This window comes from Herbaspirillum autotrophicum, assembly GCF_001189915.1.
GTDB classification, from domain to species: Bacteria; Pseudomonadota; Gammaproteobacteria; order Burkholderiales; family Burkholderiaceae_D; genus Herbaspirillum; species Herbaspirillum autotrophicum.
The window spans coordinates 55,360-73,122 of the sequence record NZ_LFLS01000002.1 but is presented as its reverse complement, the minus strand read 5'-3'; the positions used below and the strand labels follow the sequence as shown (position 1 = coordinate 73,122).

Annotated in this window: 17 protein-coding genes; 1 reads left to right on the top strand and 16 read right to left on the bottom strand. The window is 60.9% G+C overall.

The window, feature by feature from the left end; genetic code table 11:
• Positions 1–73 precede the first annotated feature (73 nt).
• From gcvH to AKL27_RS01745, 11 genes are all read right to left on the bottom strand, one after another.
• The gene (gene gcvH / locus AKL27_RS01795; protein ID WP_050460897.1) at positions 74–451 is read right to left on the bottom strand and encodes a glycine cleavage system protein GcvH; all 378 of its coding nucleotides are present in this window, start codon (positions 449–451) and stop codon (positions 74–76) included.
• A gap of 30 nt (positions 452–481) precedes the next feature.
• The gene (locus AKL27_RS01790; protein WP_050460896.1) at positions 482–1,072 is read right to left on the bottom strand and encodes a peroxidase-related enzyme; all 591 of its coding nucleotides are present in this window, start codon (positions 1,070–1,072) and stop codon (positions 482–484) included.
• On the bottom strand, positions 1,069–1,617 hold the full coding sequence (locus tag AKL27_RS01785; protein ID WP_050460894.1) for a CMD domain protein: 549 nt from the start codon (positions 1,615–1,617) through the stop codon (positions 1,069–1,071). Before AKL27_RS01785 ends, AKL27_RS01790 begins: the two co-directional genes overlap by 4 nt.
• Positions 1,614–2,948 carry an acyl-CoA thioester hydrolase/BAAT C-terminal domain-containing protein gene (locus tag AKL27_RS01780; protein ID WP_050460893.1) on the bottom strand — a complete coding sequence of 445 codons (1,335 nt, stop codon included), beginning with the start codon at positions 2,946–2,948 and terminating at the stop codon, positions 1,614–1,616. The genes AKL27_RS01785 and AKL27_RS01780 overlap by 4 nt, the downstream gene beginning before the upstream one ends.
• Before the next feature lie 21 nt (positions 2,949–2,969).
• Entirely contained in the window at positions 2,970–4,544 is a 1,575-nt protein-coding gene (locus AKL27_RS01775; protein ID WP_050460891.1) for an ABC transporter substrate-binding protein, read from the bottom strand.
• A gap of 38 nt (positions 4,545–4,582) precedes the next feature.
• Positions 4,583–5,647 carry an ABC transporter ATP-binding protein gene (locus AKL27_RS01770; RefSeq protein ID WP_050460890.1) on the bottom strand — a complete coding sequence of 355 codons (1,065 nt, stop codon included), beginning with the start codon at positions 5,645–5,647 and terminating at the stop codon, positions 4,583–4,585.
• The gene (locus AKL27_RS01765; RefSeq protein WP_050460889.1) at positions 5,640–6,635 is read right to left on the bottom strand and encodes an ABC transporter ATP-binding protein; all 996 of its coding nucleotides are present in this window, start codon (positions 6,633–6,635) and stop codon (positions 5,640–5,642) included. Before AKL27_RS01765 ends, AKL27_RS01770 begins: the two co-directional genes overlap by 8 nt.
• Positions 6,632–7,567 carry an ABC transporter permease gene (locus AKL27_RS01760; RefSeq protein ID WP_050461141.1) on the bottom strand — a complete coding sequence of 312 codons (936 nt, stop codon included), beginning with the start codon at positions 7,565–7,567 and terminating at the stop codon, positions 6,632–6,634. The genes AKL27_RS01765 and AKL27_RS01760 overlap by 4 nt, the downstream gene beginning before the upstream one ends.
• Positions 7,568–7,596: 29 nt before the next feature.
• Complete coding sequence (locus AKL27_RS01755; protein WP_050460888.1) at positions 7,597–8,571, bottom strand: ABC transporter permease; 975 nt, start codon at positions 8,569–8,571, stop codon at positions 7,597–7,599.
• Positions 8,568–10,055, bottom strand: a complete 1,488-nt coding sequence (locus AKL27_RS01750) for an NAD(P)-binding domain-containing protein (RefSeq protein ID WP_050460887.1) — start codon at positions 10,053–10,055, stop codon at positions 8,568–8,570. Before AKL27_RS01750 ends, AKL27_RS01755 begins: the two co-directional genes overlap by 4 nt.
• Positions 10,056–10,124: 69 nt before the next feature.
• Positions 10,125–11,054 carry a LysR family transcriptional regulator gene (locus AKL27_RS01745; protein WP_050460886.1) on the bottom strand — a complete coding sequence of 310 codons (930 nt, stop codon included), beginning with the start codon at positions 11,052–11,054 and terminating at the stop codon, positions 10,125–10,127.
• Between the two features lie 258 nt (positions 11,055–11,312).
• Here AKL27_RS01745 and AKL27_RS01740 point away from each other — a divergent pair, with 258 nt between their 5' ends.
• Positions 11,313–12,524, top strand: a complete 1,212-nt coding sequence (locus AKL27_RS01740) for an IscS subfamily cysteine desulfurase (RefSeq protein WP_050460885.1) — start codon at positions 11,313–11,315, stop codon at positions 12,522–12,524.
• Between the two features lie 47 nt (positions 12,525–12,571).
• Here AKL27_RS01740 and AKL27_RS01735 read toward each other — a convergent pair whose 3' ends face one another.
• The 5 genes from AKL27_RS01735 to AKL27_RS01715 all read right to left on the bottom strand — a co-directional run bounded on the left by AKL27_RS01735 (position 12,572) and on the right by AKL27_RS01715 (position 17,763).
• Positions 12,572–13,267 carry an SDR family NAD(P)-dependent oxidoreductase gene (locus AKL27_RS01735; RefSeq protein WP_050461139.1) on the bottom strand — a complete coding sequence of 232 codons (696 nt, stop codon included), beginning with the start codon at positions 13,265–13,267 and terminating at the stop codon, positions 12,572–12,574.
• Positions 13,268–13,318: 51 nt separating this feature from the next.
• The gene (gene argH, locus AKL27_RS01730; RefSeq protein WP_198155859.1) at positions 13,319–14,818 is read right to left on the bottom strand and encodes an argininosuccinate lyase; all 1,500 of its coding nucleotides are present in this window, start codon (positions 14,816–14,818) and stop codon (positions 13,319–13,321) included.
• Positions 14,819–14,858: 40 nt separating this feature from the next.
• The gene (locus AKL27_RS01725) at positions 14,859–16,175 is read right to left on the bottom strand and encodes an NAD(P)/FAD-dependent oxidoreductase (protein WP_050460882.1); all 1,317 of its coding nucleotides are present in this window, start codon (positions 16,173–16,175) and stop codon (positions 14,859–14,861) included.
• 132 nt (positions 16,176–16,307) lie between these two features.
• Positions 16,308–17,033, bottom strand: coding sequence for an amino acid ABC transporter ATP-binding protein (locus AKL27_RS01720; RefSeq protein ID WP_050460881.1), 726 nt, complete (start codon positions 17,031–17,033; stop codon positions 16,308–16,310).
• 4 nt (positions 17,034–17,037) lie between these two features.
• Positions 17,038–17,763: an amino acid ABC transporter permease gene (locus AKL27_RS01715; RefSeq protein ID WP_050460879.1), complete on the bottom strand. Its 726-nt coding sequence runs from the start codon at positions 17,761–17,763 to the stop codon at positions 17,038–17,040.

Here is a 17,763-nt window from a genome sequence, read left to right as displayed (position 1 = left end):
ATACCTCACATTTCCATTGCATCATTCGCCACTTGCGGGCATGGCGCTGCTGCCGCCTTGCTGTTCATGGCGATCAGGCAATCAGTTTGGTATAAGCCGCCGCATCAAGAAATGCCGTGGCATCGAACGCCGCAGCCGGTCGCAACTTGAAGATCCATTGCTCGTAAGGTGCGCCATTGATGGCATCGGGCGTATTCGCCAATTGCGGGTTGACGGCAATCACTTCGCCGTCGACCGGTGCATGGACATCCGACGCGGTCTTGTTCGACTCCACCACGCCGGCGTCGGCACCGCGCGTGAGCACCCGGCCGATATCGGGTGTCTGGACGTAGACCAGCGGGCCAAGCTGGTCCTGGCCGAAGTCGGTGATGCCGATGGTCAGCGTGCCGTCGTCTTCCGGCCTGATCCATTCATGGGTATCGGCGTAGACCAGATTGTCGGGTATCAGCATGTTTGTCTCCTGTTGTCGTGGGGTGTCGAATTACGCGGCCGCCGGGAAAACCGGTTCACCGAGATTGAGCATCAGGCGGTTGGCCCACGCGAAAATCGCGACCGAATGGATCAGGTCGAGAATTTCCTGTTCGTTCAGGCCGACCTCTTTCAAGGACTGAATGGCGGCGGCGTCAACCTGATTCGGACGTTCGGTCAGCGCGATGGAGAATTGCGCGATGGCTTTTTCGCGGGCATCGGTACCGGCGGTATACGGGTCGTCGAATACCTGTTGCACGGTGTCGTTGCGCTTGGCCAGTTGTTCGAAGCGCTGCGCATGTACCGACGCGCAGTAGACGCAGCCATTGATGCGCGACACGACCATCGAGCCGAGTTCACGTTCGGCACGCGACATGCCGCCCGGTGCATACATGATGGCGTTGAAAGCAGCCGAGCGCTGGCGCAGGATTTCCGGCTGATGGCCGAGGAACAGGTAGTAATCCGAGACCTTGGCCTTGGGATGGCTTTCTTCCAATACCTTGATCTGGTCTTCGGTCGCGTGCCCGATGTCGATGACATCCAGCCATGCTTGCCAGTCCAGCACTTCGTTGGTGAAGCCGTGCGATTTGATGATGGTGCTCATGCTTGTTCTCCGCCGCAGTCAGGTTGGTTGCTTGCCGGTTTCATCGCTTTCAGTCCGGCCACGACACGGATCTGATAAGAAATGAAGGCGATCAGTTGCGATAATGCGACCACCGCCGGCGTGCTGATGCCGGCCGCCGGCAGCGTGTGCAATGCGGCCTTGTCGCCTTCCACCGGACGTTCGGTCAGGGCGCGGGTAAAAATCAGCATGGCGCGCAGACGCCCGGCCGGCAATTGTTCAGGTTCACCAGCGGCGGCTACGGCCAGTTGCGTAGCATCCGCAGGCAAGGCTTCGAGCCGGGCGCGGTAATGCGCGGCAACGTCGGCCGCGCCGGCCAGACGGCAAGCATACAGCGCCACCAGCAGACGTTCATCGAGACCGATGCCGGCCAGCGCCGGGTCGAACAAGGTGTCGTAACTGCCCTGGCTGGCCTGCGCGACTTTTTCGCGCTGATGGCGCAGCGCATGCAGGCTGCTGCCGGCTTGCAGGCCGGCCAACTGGTCGATGACATCGTTATCGATGTGGTATTCCACTTGCGTCGTCATGAAACTTCCTTTCGAATAAGGGATGCCTGCCTGGCAGCAAGCGCATCCCGTAAAAATTGCTGGGCGTGTTGCCACGCGTGATGATCGGCATAAGCATTGGCAGCCGGCTGGCCGCCGCCGGTGCTGATGCGTTTTGAAACCGGGTGGGCGTAACTGATTTGGGTGGTCGGCACGGTGGGAAACAGAATCGCATGACCGGCATCCTGATAGTCGTGCCATTGCACCGCATGCGGATGCGCCACCGCTTCCAGTTTGTCGCTGACCATCTTGGCGTACACGCTCGAAGGCCACGAACCGTCATCGGTCGCTGACAACAACAGTACCGGCGCCTGAATCTTTTCCACCGGGATGCGCGCTCTGGCGACCGCCTCTTTGTCCTGCAAGGCGGTCAGCATGGCCAGCGCATGCCGGTGCGGCGGCGCCCCTTCGTCAAACGGCGCCCAGCTGGCACAGCGATTGTTTTCCCATTGATGCGTCAGGGGTTTGCCGTCCAGCAACCAGGTGGGGCCTTCGCGTCCGACAGCCGGATCACAGGCATTCTGCCCGCTGTGCACCAGCGCACTCGGCACATACGCCAATACCGCCGACACCTTGTCCGGGAACGTGGCGCCAAGCAGCAGCACCAGTTCGCCGCCGCGCGACTGGCCGCTGAGGGCGACAAAATCATGCAGGGGCTTGACGGTTGCGCGCAGCCAGTCCAGCCCCTTGGCAAAATATTCCAGCGGCGTATTGGAGATGTAATCGGACAAGCCCGGCGCCTTGAAATACGCCAGCGCAAAAGCGGCATACCCGCGCGACGCATACAAGGCGGCACGCGGTTCATTGATGCCGCCACCGGACCCGTTGAGAATCATCACGGCCGGGAATGGGCCGGCACCGGCCGGCGGCAGAAACAAGCTGCCCACCAGCCCTTGTTCGCGTACTTCCGTGCGGGTAACGCCATCAGCGCACAAGCGTTGCACCAGAGTCGTTTCGGCAACATCAGCGGCAGCAGCACCGACGGCGCTGGCCTGCAAGGTGGTCGTCAGCGGCTGTTGCACATCGGCATGAAACAGTTCGCGCTTGCCCTCCTGCGCCGGTGTTTGCGACCACAGCAAGCCCATGGCCGAGATTCCGCCATAGCTGCCGTCGACCGCCGGCGCCAGCGTGACATCGACGTGGCCGTTGGCATCGGCCACGAAGCGTGCGCTGCTGTGCCACGGCACGCCGGCACGCAAGGTATGACTGGCGATCTGCACCAGCCCGCCCGGTACCGCACCGGTCACCACAATGCGACGCGGCACGTCAATCAAGTCATCGGCGGGGGTGACGGTAATGTTCAGCGCGACCATGATGTGCTCCTCTGCGGCCAATTACTTCTTGTCTTGCGTCACCATCATCGCCGTCGTGCGGTCGCTGCTGGCAGGCGTGACTTTCAAGCCCTTCCTGGCGGCCCAGACGTTCTGATAGTGATACAGCGGAATCACGCCGGCATCGTCGGAGACGATCTTGGCGGCATTGCGCAGAATCGCTTCACGCTTGGCAGCGTCGAACTCTGCGGTCGAATCGGCCAGCGCCTTGTCGATGGCCGGATTGCTGTAGCGATTCCAGTTGGACGCGCCGAGACCCTTCTTGGCATCGGCGGTTGCCAGCACATTGACCAACGCATAGCTGGCTTCCCCGGTGCCGTTGCCCCATGCCAAGACACTGACGGCAAATTCATTCTTGTTGGCGCGCGCCGAATACGAGGCCCATGGCAACACTTCCACCTGTGTCTTGACGCCGATGCGGGTCCAGAATTGCGCTACGGCCTGCATGGTTTCCGGCGCTTGCGGATAGCGATCATTCGGGACGTGGATGGTCAGCTTGAACCCTTGCGGGTAACCGGCATCGGCCAGCAATTTCTTGGCTTGATTGACATCGTTCGGAATGTTCTTGATGTCCGGGTTGTAACCGTAAGTATCGGCCGGCATCCATTGATTGGCTTCGGTAGCGGCACCTTGCAGGATGCGGTCGACCAGCGCCTTGCGGTTGATCGCCAGTGACAGTGCCTTGCGCACGCGGGCGTCGAGCAAGGGATTCTTGTCGAGCTGCTTGCCGTTATTGTCGGTGATGTACTTGTTGGCGCCTTCATGGAAGCTCGGTTGCAGCAACAGCACGCGCAAACCGTTATAGGCGAATACCTTGACGTTCGGCGATTGCTTCAGCCTGGTCAGATCGGATACCGATACCTTGTCGATCACGTCAACGTCGCCCGACAACAAGGCGGCGGTACGCGCAGCGGCGTTATTGATGTAGCGGTAATTGACCTTTTCCCACATCTGTTTCGGCCCCCAGTAGTCGTTGTTGCGCTCCATCACGACCCGGTCGCCCGGCGTGTATGAGACATACTTGTAAGGACCGCTGCCAACCACGGCGGCGCCGCTGTTGTAGTTTTCAGTCTGCGATTTCTCGCCCACATGCTTGCTGACGATATGCACCGAAGCCAGGTTCAGCGGCAGGTCCGGATTGGCGATATTGGTCTTGATGATGAGCGTCAGCGGATCCTTGGCCGTCACCGATTCCACCGTGCGCAGATAACCGGCGAAGGTTGCCACGCTACCCGGCACGGCGCGTGCGCGCTGATACGAAAAGATCACGTCTTCGGCAGTAAACGGTTTGCCATCTTGCCACTTGACGTTGGGGCGCAGCTTGAATTCCCAGGTTTTGGGATCGATATTCTTCCAGCTGACGGCCAGTCCGGGCTGCAACTTGTTGTAGTTGTTTTCAACCAGCAAGTCCCAGAAATGCAGATCGACCGAGCGGTCGCCGGCATGGTTGTTCAATTGCGGATCGAGCGACGACAGCGGATCGGCGAACGCGATATTGAGCGTCTGTGCCTGCACGCCGGCCGCCGCCGTGCCCAGCAGCGCAACAGCCAACAGGCTGGAAAGGAGCGTTTTTTTCATGTTCATCATCCTCGATGGTGGTGGATAAGAGATACGGACTACGAAATAACAGTGCTTATCGGTACTGGCAATATTGTTGGCCGGCCCGGCTGATCATTCAAATGGCAGGCACTCATATGTCCCGGCGCCACTTCCCGCAATGCCGGCGCTTCCTGCCGGCAACGCGCCATTGCCTGCGGACAGCGCGGATGGAAATGGCACCCGGCCGGCGGCTTCAGCGGACTCGGAATCTCGCCCTTGATCGCCGTGAACGACTTGTTGCGCGCCTGCAGCCGCGGCACTTCTGCCAGCAAGGCCTGGGTGTAGGGATGATTCGGATGCGCAAACAGTTCATCTACCGCGGCGCTTTCGACGATGCGCCCCAGATACATGATGACCACCCGATCCGAGACATGCTCGACCACGCCGAGGTCGTGGCTGATGAACAGATAGGTCAGTCCCAGTTGTTCGCGCAGATCGGTAAACAGATTCAATATCTGTGCCTGAATCGAGACATCCAGTGCCGCTACCGCTTCATCGCACACCAGCATCTGCGGCTGCACCGCCAGCGCGCGGGCGATGCCGATGCGTTGCCGCTGACCGCCACTGAACTGATGCGGATAACGGTCGCGCAATTCCGGATCGAGACCGGCGCGCAGCAGTTGCGCACTGACGTAATCATCGAGTCCGGCCTTGTCGGTCATGCCGTGAATCAAGGCCGCCTCCCCCACAATCTGATCGACGCGCAGACGCGGATTCAGGCTGGCATAGGGATTCTGGAAAATCATCTGCACCTTGCGGCGCGTGGCATGGGCTTCGCGCGCGCTGAGCTGGTTGCGATCAACGCCCTCAACCAGCACCTGGCCCGAGGACGGCGCCAACAAGCCGCTGACGATCCGGCCCAAGGTCGACTTGCCGCAACCGGACTCGCCCACCAGTCCGACCACTTCGCCGGGCATCACGTGCAAATCCACCGCATCCAGCGCGCGCGTGACGGCGGCCGGACGCATCCAGCCGCGCGCGATCAGTTGCGGTTCGAACGGACGCGGCTTGCGTTCGCCAAAACGCTTGTCGACATGGCGCGCTTCCACCAGCGGAATCATCTTGTCTTTTACCTCATCCATGGCGGACCTCCATGGCATTCAACGTCACGGCCGGATGGAAGCAACGCACGAAATGCCCGGCCAGTGCCTCGGTGATCTCCGGCCGCGTCAGGCAGGCTTCGCTGACACGTTCGCAACGTGCGGCAAACGCGCAGGTTGGCGGCAGATGCAGCAAATTCGGCGTCAGGCCGGGAATCTGTCGCAAGCGTTCGCCACGGCGGTTATTGCCCGGCAGGCTGCCGATCAGGCCTTGGGTGTAAGGATGCTGCGGCTGGTCCAGCACGTCGGCGACTTTGCCTTGCTCAACGATGCGACCGGAATACATGACCGCAATCTCATCGGCCAGTCCGGCCACTACCGACAAATCGTGCGTGATCCAGATCAGCGCGGTGCCATGCTGGCGCGCCAGCTTTTGTACTTCGGACAAGATTTGCGCCTGAATCGTGACATCGAGTGCGGTAGTCGGTTCATCGGCAATGATCAGATCCGGCTTGTGCAGCATGGCAATCGCAATCGCCACGCGCTGCCGCATGCCGCCCGACAATTGATGCGGAAATGCGCGCAGCCGCTCCTCCGGACTGGCAATTCCCATCATGCCCAGCGTATCGCGCGCCAGTTCACGCGCCTGTTCGCGGCTGACCTTGCTGTGCGCCAACACGGCGTCGATCATTTGCGCTTCCACGCGCAGGACCGGGTTCAGCGTCATCATCGGATCCTGAAAAATCATCGCGATGCGGTTGCCTTGCAAGTTGCGCAGCGACTTCTTGTCGAGCGTCACCAGATCCTGCCCTTGAAACAGAATCTGACCACCGACGATACGACCCGGCGCATCCAGCAAACCGAGGATGGAAAAACCGGTCACGGTCTTGCCCGAGCCCGATTCGCCCACCAGTCCCAGAATGCGGCCGCGCTCCAGCGTCAGCGACACATCGTCGACCGCCGGCAACACACCATCCGGGGTAAAGAAATGCGTGCGCAGGTTGCGCACCACCAGAGTTGGCACACTCATTTTTGCCACCTCGGATTCATGACATCGCGCAGACGGTCGCCCACCATATTGATGGCCACGATCACCACCAGCAGCGCGATGCCGGGATAGACACTGATCCAGTATTCACCGGACAACATGTATTGATAGCCATTGGCGATCAGCAAACCGAGCGATGGTTCGGTGATCGGCACGCCGAGGCCGAGAAAGCTCAGTGTCGCTTCCAGCGTGATGGCACGCGCGATCTGCAAGGTACCGATGACGATCAGCGGCGGCAGGCAGTTCGGCAAGATATGGCGCACCATGATGCTCCAGCCGGATACGCCCAGACCGCGCGCCGCTTCGACGTATTCCTTTTGTCGCTCGACCAGCGCCTGGCCGCGTGCGGTGCGGGCATAGTAAGCCCACTCCAGCACCACCAACGTCACCATGACGTTGAAGATACCCTTGCCCAGATACGCCAGAATCAGCATCGACACCAGAATCGACGGGAACGACAGCACCAGATCGGCCAGACGCATCAGCAGCGAATCAACCTTGCCGCCGACATACGCCGCCAGCAAACCGATCAGGGTGCCGATCACGCCGGCCAGTACCGCCGAACCGATACCGATGCCGACACTGATGCGCAAGCCATACAAGATGCCGGAATACAAATCGCGTCCCTGACCGTCGGTGCCGAGCCAATAGGTGTAGGTGCCGAGACCATTGACGGTGCCCGGCGGCAGGCGCGCGTCCAGCACGTCCAGTTGCATCAGGTCATAAGGATTTTGCGGTGTCAGCCACGGCGCTGCCAGTGCGGCAATCATCAGCAGCACGGCCACCGCGAGGCCGAACATCGCCCCTTTCGATGCCAGGAAATTGCGCATCACGCGGCGCCATGGCGATTCCCGGTGCGGCGCCTGAAAGGCCGACAAGGCGGCGACTTTGGCGCGCACTTCCTGCTGCGTCATGGGCGGCCTGGATGGCGTGGAAATGTCACTCATGCCTTGGCCTCCACCCGCACGCGCGGATCCAATACTTTATACAACACATCGACCACCAGATTGAGCGTCACGAACAGGCACACGATCACCATCATGTAGGCCACGATCACCGGCCGGTCAAGCGCATTGATGCTATCCAGAATCAGCTTGCCGGAACCGGGCCAGGCGAAAATGCTTTCCGTGACGACGGCAAAGGCAATGGTCGAGCCGAACTCCAGCCCGAGGATGGTCACCAGCGGAATCAGCGTATTGCGCAACACATACATCACCACCACGCGCAACGGCGACAATCCTTTGGCGCGCGCGAATTTGACGAAATCCATCGGCAGCACCTCGCGCACGTTGGCGCGCGTGAGCCGGATCACCAGTGAAATCTTGAACAGCGACAAATTGAGCGCCGGCAAGATCAGGTGGCGCAAACCATCCGCCGTCAGCCATGACCACTGGATGCCGAACAGCTCCGCCGTCTCGCCGCGTCCGCCCGACGGCAACCAGCCGAGCGAGACGCTGAACGCCATGATCAGCATCAGCCCGATCCAGAACGTCGGCAACGAAAAACCGAGAATGCTGCCGGTCATGACCATGCGCGAAAACAGGCTGTCCGGAAACAGGCCGGCCAGCAATCCCAGCGGGATACCGATCAGCACCGCCAGAATCAGCGCGGCGAAAGCCAGTTCCAGCGTCGCCGGCAAGCGTTGGAAAATCAGCTTGATGGCCGGTTCGTTATAGACAAAACTGTTGCCGAGATTGCCATGCAGAGCGCCATTGAGGAAAGCCAGATACTGGCGCCAGATCGGCTGATCCAGACCAAGTTCCTTGATGATGCGCAGACGATCGACCTGATCGACGTCCTGACCGATCAGGATATCGACCGGATTGCCGATCATGTGCAGGCCGAAGAAGACGATTACCGTCATCAGCAGCAGGACTGCCAGGGCCTGCATCACGCTGCGCAAGATGGCGCTGCTCATTGCCCGGCTCCCCGGCGTTCTTGTGCGGTCGGTTCCGAGGGCGTCCATTCATCGCCGGTCAGTTCCGGCTCGGCATAGGCCTGCAAGTTCTGATAATGGCTGTCGACATCTTCGGCGTACAGCAAGGAAGCGATGCCCTGCGCCAGTCGCTGCGCACCGTCGCTGATGGCGGGAATATCACCCGACAGCGTGCCGTGGCTGAGGGTGGCCGGCGCGCAAAAACAGTGTACGCGCTCCAGTCCCGGCAAGCTGCCCGGCTCTTTTTGCTGAAACTCGAATACCGGCCCCAGATCGGGCGAGTCGCACAGCTCGGCATCTTCGTCGCCTGCCGGCGGCGTGTAACGCGAACGCCAGCTACGGATGTGCGGTGCCATCGCGGCGAACTCCGGACGCACGCTCCAGTCGATGCGAAAGCCGGTCGAGAAAATCAGGAAATCGACGTCAAACACACCGCGCGGTGTGGTGATGCGCAAGCTGTTGTCGAGCACGTCGACGCGCTCGATCGGGGCACCGAAAATGAAACGCGCATTATCGAACTTCGAAACGCGCTGTACGCTGCCGCTCGGTGCCGGAATCTGCTGGGCATTGATGTAATGGCGAATGCGCCATTTCCACTCATCCGGCAGATTCACATGGCCATATGTCAGCCCCGGGTTACCGGCGCCCTTGCCTTTATTGATGCGCGGCATGACGCTGCGACGAATCAGTATATCGACGCTGGCGGCACCCGCCTCCAGCGCGGTCGCCGCACTGTCCATCGATGATGCCCCGGCACCGATCACGCCGACCCGCTTGCCGGCCAGCTTGCTGTAATCCATCTCGTCCGACGAATGCGCCCACAAGGCACGCGGCAGGTTCTGCGCCAGCGGCGGCAGATAGGCGCCGCCGAGACCGTCGCGGCCGGTGGCCAGCACCACCCGTCGCGCCAGTACCACCGACTTGCCGGCCGGCGCATTGATGTGCAGTTCCACCACGCCATCGGCGCGCGGCAAAATCGCTTCGATGCGGTGCTCGTTGCGCACATCGAGCGCCATTACTTTGCGATACCAGCGCAAGTAATCCATCCATTGCAGACGTGGAATCTTGTCCAGCGCCTCCCAGGCTTCCAGCCCGAATTGCGCTTCGAACCAGGCGCGGAACGTCAGCGCCGCGAAGCCCAGCGCCGGCCCGGTCAGCTTCTTCGGCGAACGCAGGGTTTCCATCCGTGCCGTGGTGGCCCATGGCCCTTCAAAGCCGGCCGGTGCCTGATCGTAGATCACCGCATTGATGCCCATATGCAACAGCGACACGGCCGCAGCCATACCGGCCTGACCGCCGCCGATGATGGCCACGTCCAGCACCGGCTGGTTATCCACGGTCTTGGCCGGGACCCAGGCTTTGGCCGGCAGGTCGAGCCACGCCAGGTCTTGTTGCAAGCGCGCTTCCAGCGCGGCCAGGCCGCTGGCGCCGGATGCCTGAGTGGCGGGAGAAATGGCACTAGACACGATGCGCGTCCTTTCGCTGTGGCTGATGAATGTTCTGCATGTTCAATTCTGCTAATCGTTTCTTGCTGCTTACAGCAAATCGTCGTGATCGCCGGCGCCACGCTTGACGAAGCCGTGCAAGATAGTGCGCGCTGCCGTTTCGATGGCCGCGATCAAGGCTTGCGTGACGGCATCGACCGGCTTGCCGAATGGCGTCACGACACCAAAATAAAACGGCACGTTGACCGCCAGCGGCCGCACCGCCAGGCCTTCAATCGGCATGCCCAGCGCCGTGATCGGTTCCACCAGCGCCACGCCCAGACCCGCATGGGCGGCCATGATGGCATTGAATGAGGTATTGGTTTCGATGGCCACATTCAAGGGCTTGTCCTGACCGAGCGCCATGTCGATGCGCTGCCGCAAGCGATAGCGATTGGACATGGTGATGATGCGCTGATCGCGCAAGGCGTCAAGTGTCACGACGTCGGCTTGCGCCAGTTCACTGTCGGCGCGCAGCACCACCACGCACGGCGCCTGGCCGATCCAGTGCAGGTCAAGGCCGCGATGCGCCACCGGCAAGCTGGTCAGTCCCAGACTGACGGTGCGGTGCAGCACCGCATGCACGACTTGTTCGGCCGAGGCGCTGCGCAAATGAATATGTTCCGGCAAACCGAGGGGTTCGATCAGTTTCAGTGCCGCCGGCGCGATGGTCGAGGCCAGCGCCGGGGTTGCCACCAGATGGATCGGCAACTGTTCCTCACGGCCGATTTCGAGCGCCCGTTCACGGATGGTACGCAAGCCGACCAATGAGCGTTCCACCTCTTCGTACAGCAGAAACGCCTTGTCGGTCGGCGTCACACGCGGACCGTTGCGGTCGAACAAGGCATAGCCAAGTTCGCCTTCCAGATCCTGGATGGCCTTGCTGATGGCCGGCTGCGAACGGCCGAGACTGCGCCCGGCGCCGGTCACGCTGCCAATCGTCATCACTGCCGAAAAAGCTTCCAGTTGATTGAGGTCCATATTATTATGATTTATATGATTTTCGGATTATAGACATATCTTCATTCTGTTTAAGTATAATCATTTTGCATAAGTTAATACGAAAAATCAGCACCAGGCGCTGCCGCGTTGGCGGCCCATGGCAATCGAGGATGTCAGCGATGTGTCCCGGGTTTTTTCTTGTTAGTCATAAATCGCATATTAAAATGCATTTATATTTGTTTTTCATCTATTGATTACACCGTAAGCTCAACACCTCACCATTTCGGATTCATTGCCATGAATGCCTCCTCTGCCTGTACTTCCGCCAGCCTTGTCAGCGACAAGGCTGCTCTGCAATTTCCCATCTACCTGGACTATTCGGCGACGACGCCGGTCGACCCGGTGGTCGCGGCCAGGATGTGCGCTTACCTGACGGAGAAATTCGGCAATCCGGCCAGCAGTTCGCATTCTTTCGGCTGGGAAGCCAAGGCTGCGGTGGAAAAGGCGCGCAAGCAAGTAGCCGCGCTGGTCGGCGCACAAGCGGCCGAGATCGTCTGGACCTCGGGTGCCACCGAATCCAATAACCTGGCGCTCAAGGGGGCGGCGCACGTGTTGCGCGAAGCCGGGCGCGGCAAACACTTGATTACCGTCGCTACCGAACACAAGGCGGTGCTTGATACCATGCACACGCTGGAGCGGGCCGGCTTCGACGTCACCTATCTGCAACCGCAGGCCGATGGCCTGATCACGACAGCGCAATTCGAAGCGGCTTTGCGGCCGGACACCATCATCGCGTCGGTCATGATGGTCAATAATGAAATCGGCGTGATCCAGCCCATCGCCGCACTCGGCGAGATATGCGCCGCGCGCGGTATCGTGTTCCATGTTGATGCGGTGCAGGCAGCCGGCAAGATCGCCATCGACCTCAGCACACTGAAGGTCGACCTGATGTCGTTCAGCGCCCACAAGATTTACGGCCCCAAGGGCATCGGCGCATTGTTCGTGCGCCACAACCCGGCCTTGAAGCTGGAAGCGCAAATCGACGGCGGCGGTCATGAAAATGGCATGCGCTCAGGCACGCTGGCGACCCATCAGATCGTCGGCATGGGCGAAGCGTTTGCGCTCGCGGCCAGTGTGCAGGAACAGGAAAGCGCCCGCATCCGCGTGTTGCGCGATCAGTTGTGGAACGGGCTGCGAGAATTGCCGGGCGTGCTGTTGAACGGTTGCGCACAGGCGCGCGTGCCGCACAATCTGAACCTGAGTTTCGATCTGACCAGTGATGTGTCGGTGGCCGGTCAATTACTGGATATCGCAGTGTCGGCAGGCTCAGCCTGTAATTCAGCCAACGCCGCGCCCTCTTACGTGCTGTCAGCCATCGGCCGCAGCGACAAGCTGGCGCGCAGCGCCATCCGTTTTTCACTGGGGCGCTATACCACCGCAACCGAAATCGACTATACCGTCGCCACCTTGCGGCAGTTGTTGCAAGGTCAGACGGCAGTAACACATTGAACACACTGAGGCCGCCGCCGTCATGACGGTGGCCTCAGGAGAACGGCCTACATCAGATTCTCGTAAGCGCAATTGACCAGCAACTCCGCCACCGAAGCCGTGTTTGGCAAGGCGATGGTGGTCGCGATCAGGCTCGCCAGATCGGCGGCGCTGGTCATCTCGGCTGGCGGCATATCGGTGATGGCGGTTGCCAGTTCGGTATTGACGTAACCGGGACAGATGGCAGTGGCGCGGATGCCGTGCTCCCAGCCGGCACGGCGTACACCGTGATTCAGAGCGACGGCGGCATGCTTGGACATCTGATAGCCGATGTTCAGATTGCGCACCCGCTTGCCGGACAACGAGGCCAGATTGATCACGCGTCCCTCGCCTGACACTTTGAGCGCCGCAAACGCCGCCTGCAGCAGCCGGTACGGCGCCTTCACATTGATATCCAGCGTTTCTTCCAGCAATTCTTCAGTTCCCTCCTCCAGTCCGACATGCTTGCAAATGCCGGCACTGTTGACCACCACATCGATCCGGCCGAACGCGGCCAGCGTTGCCGCCACCCATGCTTTGGGCGAGTTCAGGTCGCGCGCTTCGTAAGGCAGCAGCAATACCCGCGCGCGCTCGGGAAAGACCGGCGCCAGCAGCGCCGGATTGCGCACCCCGAGCGACAAGCGGTAACCACGCGCCAGCAATTCGTGTGCAACGGCAAGACCGATACCGCGCGAAGCGCCGGAAATAAGAGCTACTTTTTCCATGAACATCCCTTTAATGTCATTGATGCGATTTGCCTGCAGCGCAGCACCTGTTCAATGCCCCGCCAGCGTTTCGATTGCGGTATTCAGTACCGCTCCGGCCTGCACCAGCGCCTGCCGGCGTGCGGCAATCCTGATCCGGCTCTGCTGCAATCGCTGTTGCGACTCGGCCAGCAGCGCCAGTACCGCTGCCGGCGCCGCGCCACCGGGGCTGGTTCTGTGGGCTAATGCCTGCTGCGCATCCAGGCACTGACGGATCACGCTGTCGGCCAACCCCAATGGTTTGCCGATCTCGGACAGCGCCGCCTGATCCAGCAATGCCGCATCGATGCCGGTGGCGTCACGGCCTTGATCGAGCGCCAGCCGGACGGCACCGCCGACAATATGATGTGCCTCGCGAAACGACAAGCCGCAGTGCCGCACGAGGCCATCGGCAAGGTCGGTCGCAGTGGAAAAATTGCGATTGCAGCGCTCTGCCAGGCCGGCTTCGCGCGGTTGCACACTCTCCATCACCAGCCGCAACACGGACAAATTGTTCGGGGTATGTTTGAGCACCGCCCAGCCATCGCTCAGCCCTTCGCGAATGGCATCCAGCGACACCGAAAAATGCGTGCCACGCACCGCTGTGAGACTGCCCATCAATGCGCCGGTAGCGCGGGCCGATTGCGCCCGGAGAAATTCCAGCGCAATCGGATTCTTCTTTTGCGGCATGATGCTGGAAATGCCCGAGACCCGGTCCGGAAACGCCAGCGTCGCAAATTCGTCGCTGACAAACACATGAAAGTCTTGTGCTATACGGCTCCAGGTCACACCCAGCAAGTTGACCGCCGACAGCAACTCCAGCATGAAATCACGCGAGGCGACGGTATCCAGTCCATGCCGGGTAATGCGTTCAAAGCCCAACAACTGCGCCGTGCGGTGGCGGTCGATGGCAAAGCTGCTGCCGGCCAGCGCAGCCACTCCCAGCGCGTTTTCATCAATGCGCACCAGCGCTTCCATCAAGCGCTGGCTGTCACGTTCCAGCGCGGTTTCATAACCGGACAGGTAATAGGCAAACGATACCGGCTGCGCCGGCTGCAAATGGGTGTAACCGGGCATGATGACATCGGTGAAAGCGAACGCCCGGGTCACGCATTGCGTGCGCACTTCCAGCAAACTGTCGGCGATGCGCAAGGCGTAAGTGCGGGCGCGCAGGCGATCCAGCGTGGCACCGATATCATTGCGGCTGCGCGCCAGATGCAAGGCGCCCGCCGCATGTGCGCCGGCCAGCGCCGCCAGCCGTGTTTCGAAGGCGAAATAGGCATCTTCCAGCAAGGTATCGACAGCTTCCCGGTCCGGCCCCAGTTGCCGCATCTGCAGCAATGCCTGCGCCAGCCGGCGGGCGGTGGCACAGTCAATCAGGCCGCATTCGGACAACATCACCAGATGCGCCTGATTCAGGTCCAGCATGGCCTTGAAATCATCGTCATCGACTTGTGTCAGTTGCGGCCGGTAGATGTACTCGCGAATCTCATCTGCCGGCAGTTGCCCCAGACGTTTTCCAATGTCACTCATGTCCTGTCCTCCTGTGCGCCATGCCGCCGGCAGCCCGATGTCAATTGCGCCGGCCCATGGCATCGAAACAATCACCGATGCGGTACAGTGCAGCGCCGAACGGCACCACCCAGGTTTGGGCGCCGCCCAGCGGACTGCCGGGAAACTTGCCCTCGTCGAAGGCGCAGGCAGCATCCGGCCGCTCCAGCACCTTGCGCGCAATGCGCGAGCCGAGGTAAGTCATCAGCGCCACGCCGTTGCCATTGCAACCCACGGCATAGTGCAACCCATCCTTTTCGCCGATATGCGCGATCTTGTCCCAGGTCATGGCGACATAGCCTTTCCAGCAATTGCTGACCTGGACCTCTTGCAACTCCGGCCACACCTCGACCAGTTTGCGATGCAACAACAAGGCCGCTTCTGCTTCGGGAATATCGTTGATGGTGGGCCGTGAACCGAACAGGATGCGCGTGCCATCCGGCGAGGGCCGGATGTAAAACAGATTGCGCTTGGAATCGCTGATCATGCGCCGGCCCGGAATCAGCTTGGCCATCAGGTCCGGCGCCAGCGGCGCGGTAGCGATCTGGTAACTGGCGACCGGCACTACGCGGCGTTGCAGATACGGCACCACGCCGCCGGTGTAGCCATTGGTCGCCAGCACCACATGGGCGGCGTTGATGGCACCTCGTCCGGTGACCACCTTGAAGCCGCCGGCGCTGCGTTCGATACGCACCACCGGCGCATGTGAATACAGACCAGCGCCGCGGCGGCGCGCCAGATCGCGCAGACTGCGATGGTACTTGGCGGTATGCAGGCCGCCATATTCATCCACCACGATGCCGCCATGGTAGTAGTCGCTGCCGATCACGCTGTGTTGTTCGCTGCGCGCGATTTCATGCACCGTGACGCCGGTTTTCTCGCGCAGCAATTGTCCCTGCGCCCGCAGGCGCTCATAATGCACCGGCGTATAGGCGCCGAAGAAGCGGCCGCTGATATGCAGGTCGGCATCGAGCGCTTCGCTGGCGACCAGTTCTTTCAGATAGTCGAAGCTGGCCAGCGACTCGCGCATCAGGCGCTCCAATCGCTCCGGCGAAGCACCGCTGATGGCGTTCGACACCACCAGTTTCTGGCCGCTCGACACCATGCCGCCGCTGCGCGTGCTGCCGCCGCTGCCAAGCTCTTGCGCATCCAGCACGGCCACACTGACACCGCCTGCTGCCAGTTCGGCGGCGGCCGTCATGCCGCAGTAACCGCTGCCCACCACTACCACGTCGACCTGGCCCGGCAAGTCATGCATGGCGGTCTCGGGCGGCGCCGCGTCCCACCAATAGGGATTGGTATTGAAATTTCCGGCAAGCAATTGATGTGAATTAGCCATTTTTTCAGACAAAGAGAGGGTAAGCCGGCAGTTCTTCGGAACGCCGGTGTCAACAAACGAAAAGGAGACTTCAGTCAGGAAGTGCTGGTGATTTTCTGCATCGGACAGTCCTCGCGGCCATCGCGCTTGCGATCAATGGATATTGGAAAAGAACCGGCGCGTTCGCTCATGCGCGGGGCGTTCAAACATGTCTGCGGGCGGCCCCTGCTCGACAATCCGGCCATCCTCCATGAACACAATGTGATCCGACACTTCACGCGCAAAACGCATTTCATGCGTAACCACGATCATGGTCATGCCATCTGCTGCCAATTCGCGCATGATGGCCAGCACGCCGCCGATGGCTTCCGGATCAAGCGCCGAGGTAGGTTCGTCAAACAGCATGGCTTTGGGCCGCATCAACAAGGCCCGGACGATGGCTACGCGTTGCTGCTGGCCGCCCGACAACTCGCCTGGATGCGCCTGCGCCTTGTACGCCAGACCGACCTTGTGCAGCAGCGCCAGCGCTTCCTTTTGCGCGGTGGCCTTATCCATCAGGCCGCGCCGAACCGGCACCAGCGTCATGTTATCCATCACGCTCAGATGCGCGAACAGGCTGTAGTCCTGAAACACCATGCCGACCTGCGTGCGCAGTTGCTGCCAGTTGCGCTCGTCATGCAGCGCCACCGCCGTGCCGGCCAGTGCAATCTCACCGCTTTCGGGCCGCACCAGACCATTGATGCAACGGATCAAGGTGCTTTTCCCGGAACCGCTCGGTCCCAGCAATACGGTGCAGGAACCCGCTTGCACATCAAGGTCGATCCCTTTCAGGATGTCCTTGTCGCCATATTTCTTGCAAACATTGCGTAGAGAGATCATCGGTTTACACCTTTAACATCGTTGCAGAAACCTCGCTCAGCGGCTCGTCTTCCGGTGTCGGATGACGTGTCCGTTCGTGCGTGGCGCGGCGTTCCAGGTGGCGGCCCCAGGCGCTCAGCAAGGAGCAGATCAGAAAGTACACCAGCAGCACGCCGGCATAGACGGCAAATGCCGGGTTCCAGCCTTCCATCACGGTCACGCGGTCGACGATGCTCTGTCCGGTGCGCATGAATTCGGTGACGCCGATCAGGGTGCCGAGCGACGTCGCCTGTACGATTTGCGTCATCATCCCGACATAGGCTGGCAAGATGCTGCGAATCGCCTGTGGCACCTGAATCAGCAGCAATACTTCCCACGACTTCATGCCCAGCGCCAGCGCGCTGCTGAGCTGATGCGCCGGCACCGCACGCAATCCGCCGCGCACAATCTCGGCGCCATTGGCGCCGCCCCAGATGGTCAGGCTGATGACAATCGAGACAAACGGCGACAATTCCAGGCCGAAAATCGGCATGCCGAAGTAAATGAAGAACACATTGACGATCAGCGGCACACCGCGAAACAGCTCGGTCAGACTGCGCACGGTCCAGCGCAGCGGCGTCGAATGCGCCATCGCCGCCAGCCCCATCAACGCTGCCACCACGGTGGCGAAGAACAGCGTCAGCAGCGACAGTGCCAGCGTCATCAGCAAGCCCTTGCCGATGAAGGCGAGATTATTGGTCAGCAGGTCCAT

Bases quoted from the DNA above. Each gene is read 5' to 3' on its own strand.
- gcvH (WP_050460897.1), bottom strand. From the start codon at position 451: ATGCTGATACCCGACAATCTGGTCTACGCCGATACCCATGAATGGATC.
- AKL27_RS01790 (WP_050460896.1), bottom strand. From the start codon at position 1,072: ATGAGCACCATCATCAAATCGCACGGCTTCACCAACGAAGTGCTGGAC.
- AKL27_RS01785 (WP_050460894.1), bottom strand. From the start codon at position 1,617: ATGACGACGCAAGTGGAATACCACATCGATAACGATGTCATCGACCAG.
- AKL27_RS01780 (WP_050460893.1), bottom strand. From the start codon at position 2,948: ATGGTCGCGCTGAACATTACCGTCACCCCCGCCGATGACTTGATTGAC.
- AKL27_RS01775 (WP_050460891.1), bottom strand. From the start codon at position 4,544: ATGAAAAAAACGCTCCTTTCCAGCCTGTTGGCTGTTGCGCTGCTGGGC.
- AKL27_RS01770 (WP_050460890.1), bottom strand. From the start codon at position 5,647: ATGGATGAGGTAAAAGACAAGATGATTCCGCTGGTGGAAGCGCGCCAT.
- AKL27_RS01765 (WP_050460889.1), bottom strand. From the start codon at position 6,635: ATGAGTGTGCCAACTCTGGTGGTGCGCAACCTGCGCACGCATTTCTTT.
- AKL27_RS01760 (WP_050461141.1), bottom strand. From the start codon at position 7,567: ATGACGCAGCAGGAAGTGCGCGCCAAAGTCGCCGCCTTGTCGGCCTTT.
- AKL27_RS01755 (WP_050460888.1), bottom strand. From the start codon at position 8,571: ATGAGCAGCGCCATCTTGCGCAGCGTGATGCAGGCCCTGGCAGTCCTG.
- AKL27_RS01745 (WP_050460886.1), bottom strand. From the start codon at position 11,054: ATGGACCTCAATCAACTGGAAGCTTTTTCGGCAGTGATGACGATTGGC.
- AKL27_RS01740 (WP_050460885.1), top strand. From the start codon at position 11,313: ATGAATGCCTCCTCTGCCTGTACTTCCGCCAGCCTTGTCAGCGACAAG.
- AKL27_RS01735 (WP_050461139.1), bottom strand. From the start codon at position 13,267: ATGGAAAAAGTAGCTCTTATTTCCGGCGCTTCGCGCGGTATCGGTCTT.
- argH (WP_198155859.1), bottom strand. From the start codon at position 14,818: ATGAGTGACATTGGAAAACGTCTGGGGCAACTGCCGGCAGATGAGATT.
- AKL27_RS01725 (WP_050460882.1), bottom strand. From the start codon at position 16,175: ATGGCTAATTCACATCAATTGCTTGCCGGAAATTTCAATACCAATCCC.
- AKL27_RS01720 (WP_050460881.1), bottom strand. From the start codon at position 17,033: ATGATCTCTCTACGCAATGTTTGCAAGAAATATGGCGACAAGGACATC.
- AKL27_RS01715 (WP_050460879.1), bottom strand. From the start codon at position 17,763: ATGGACCTGCTGACCAATAATCTCGCCTTCATCGGCAAGGGCTTGCTG.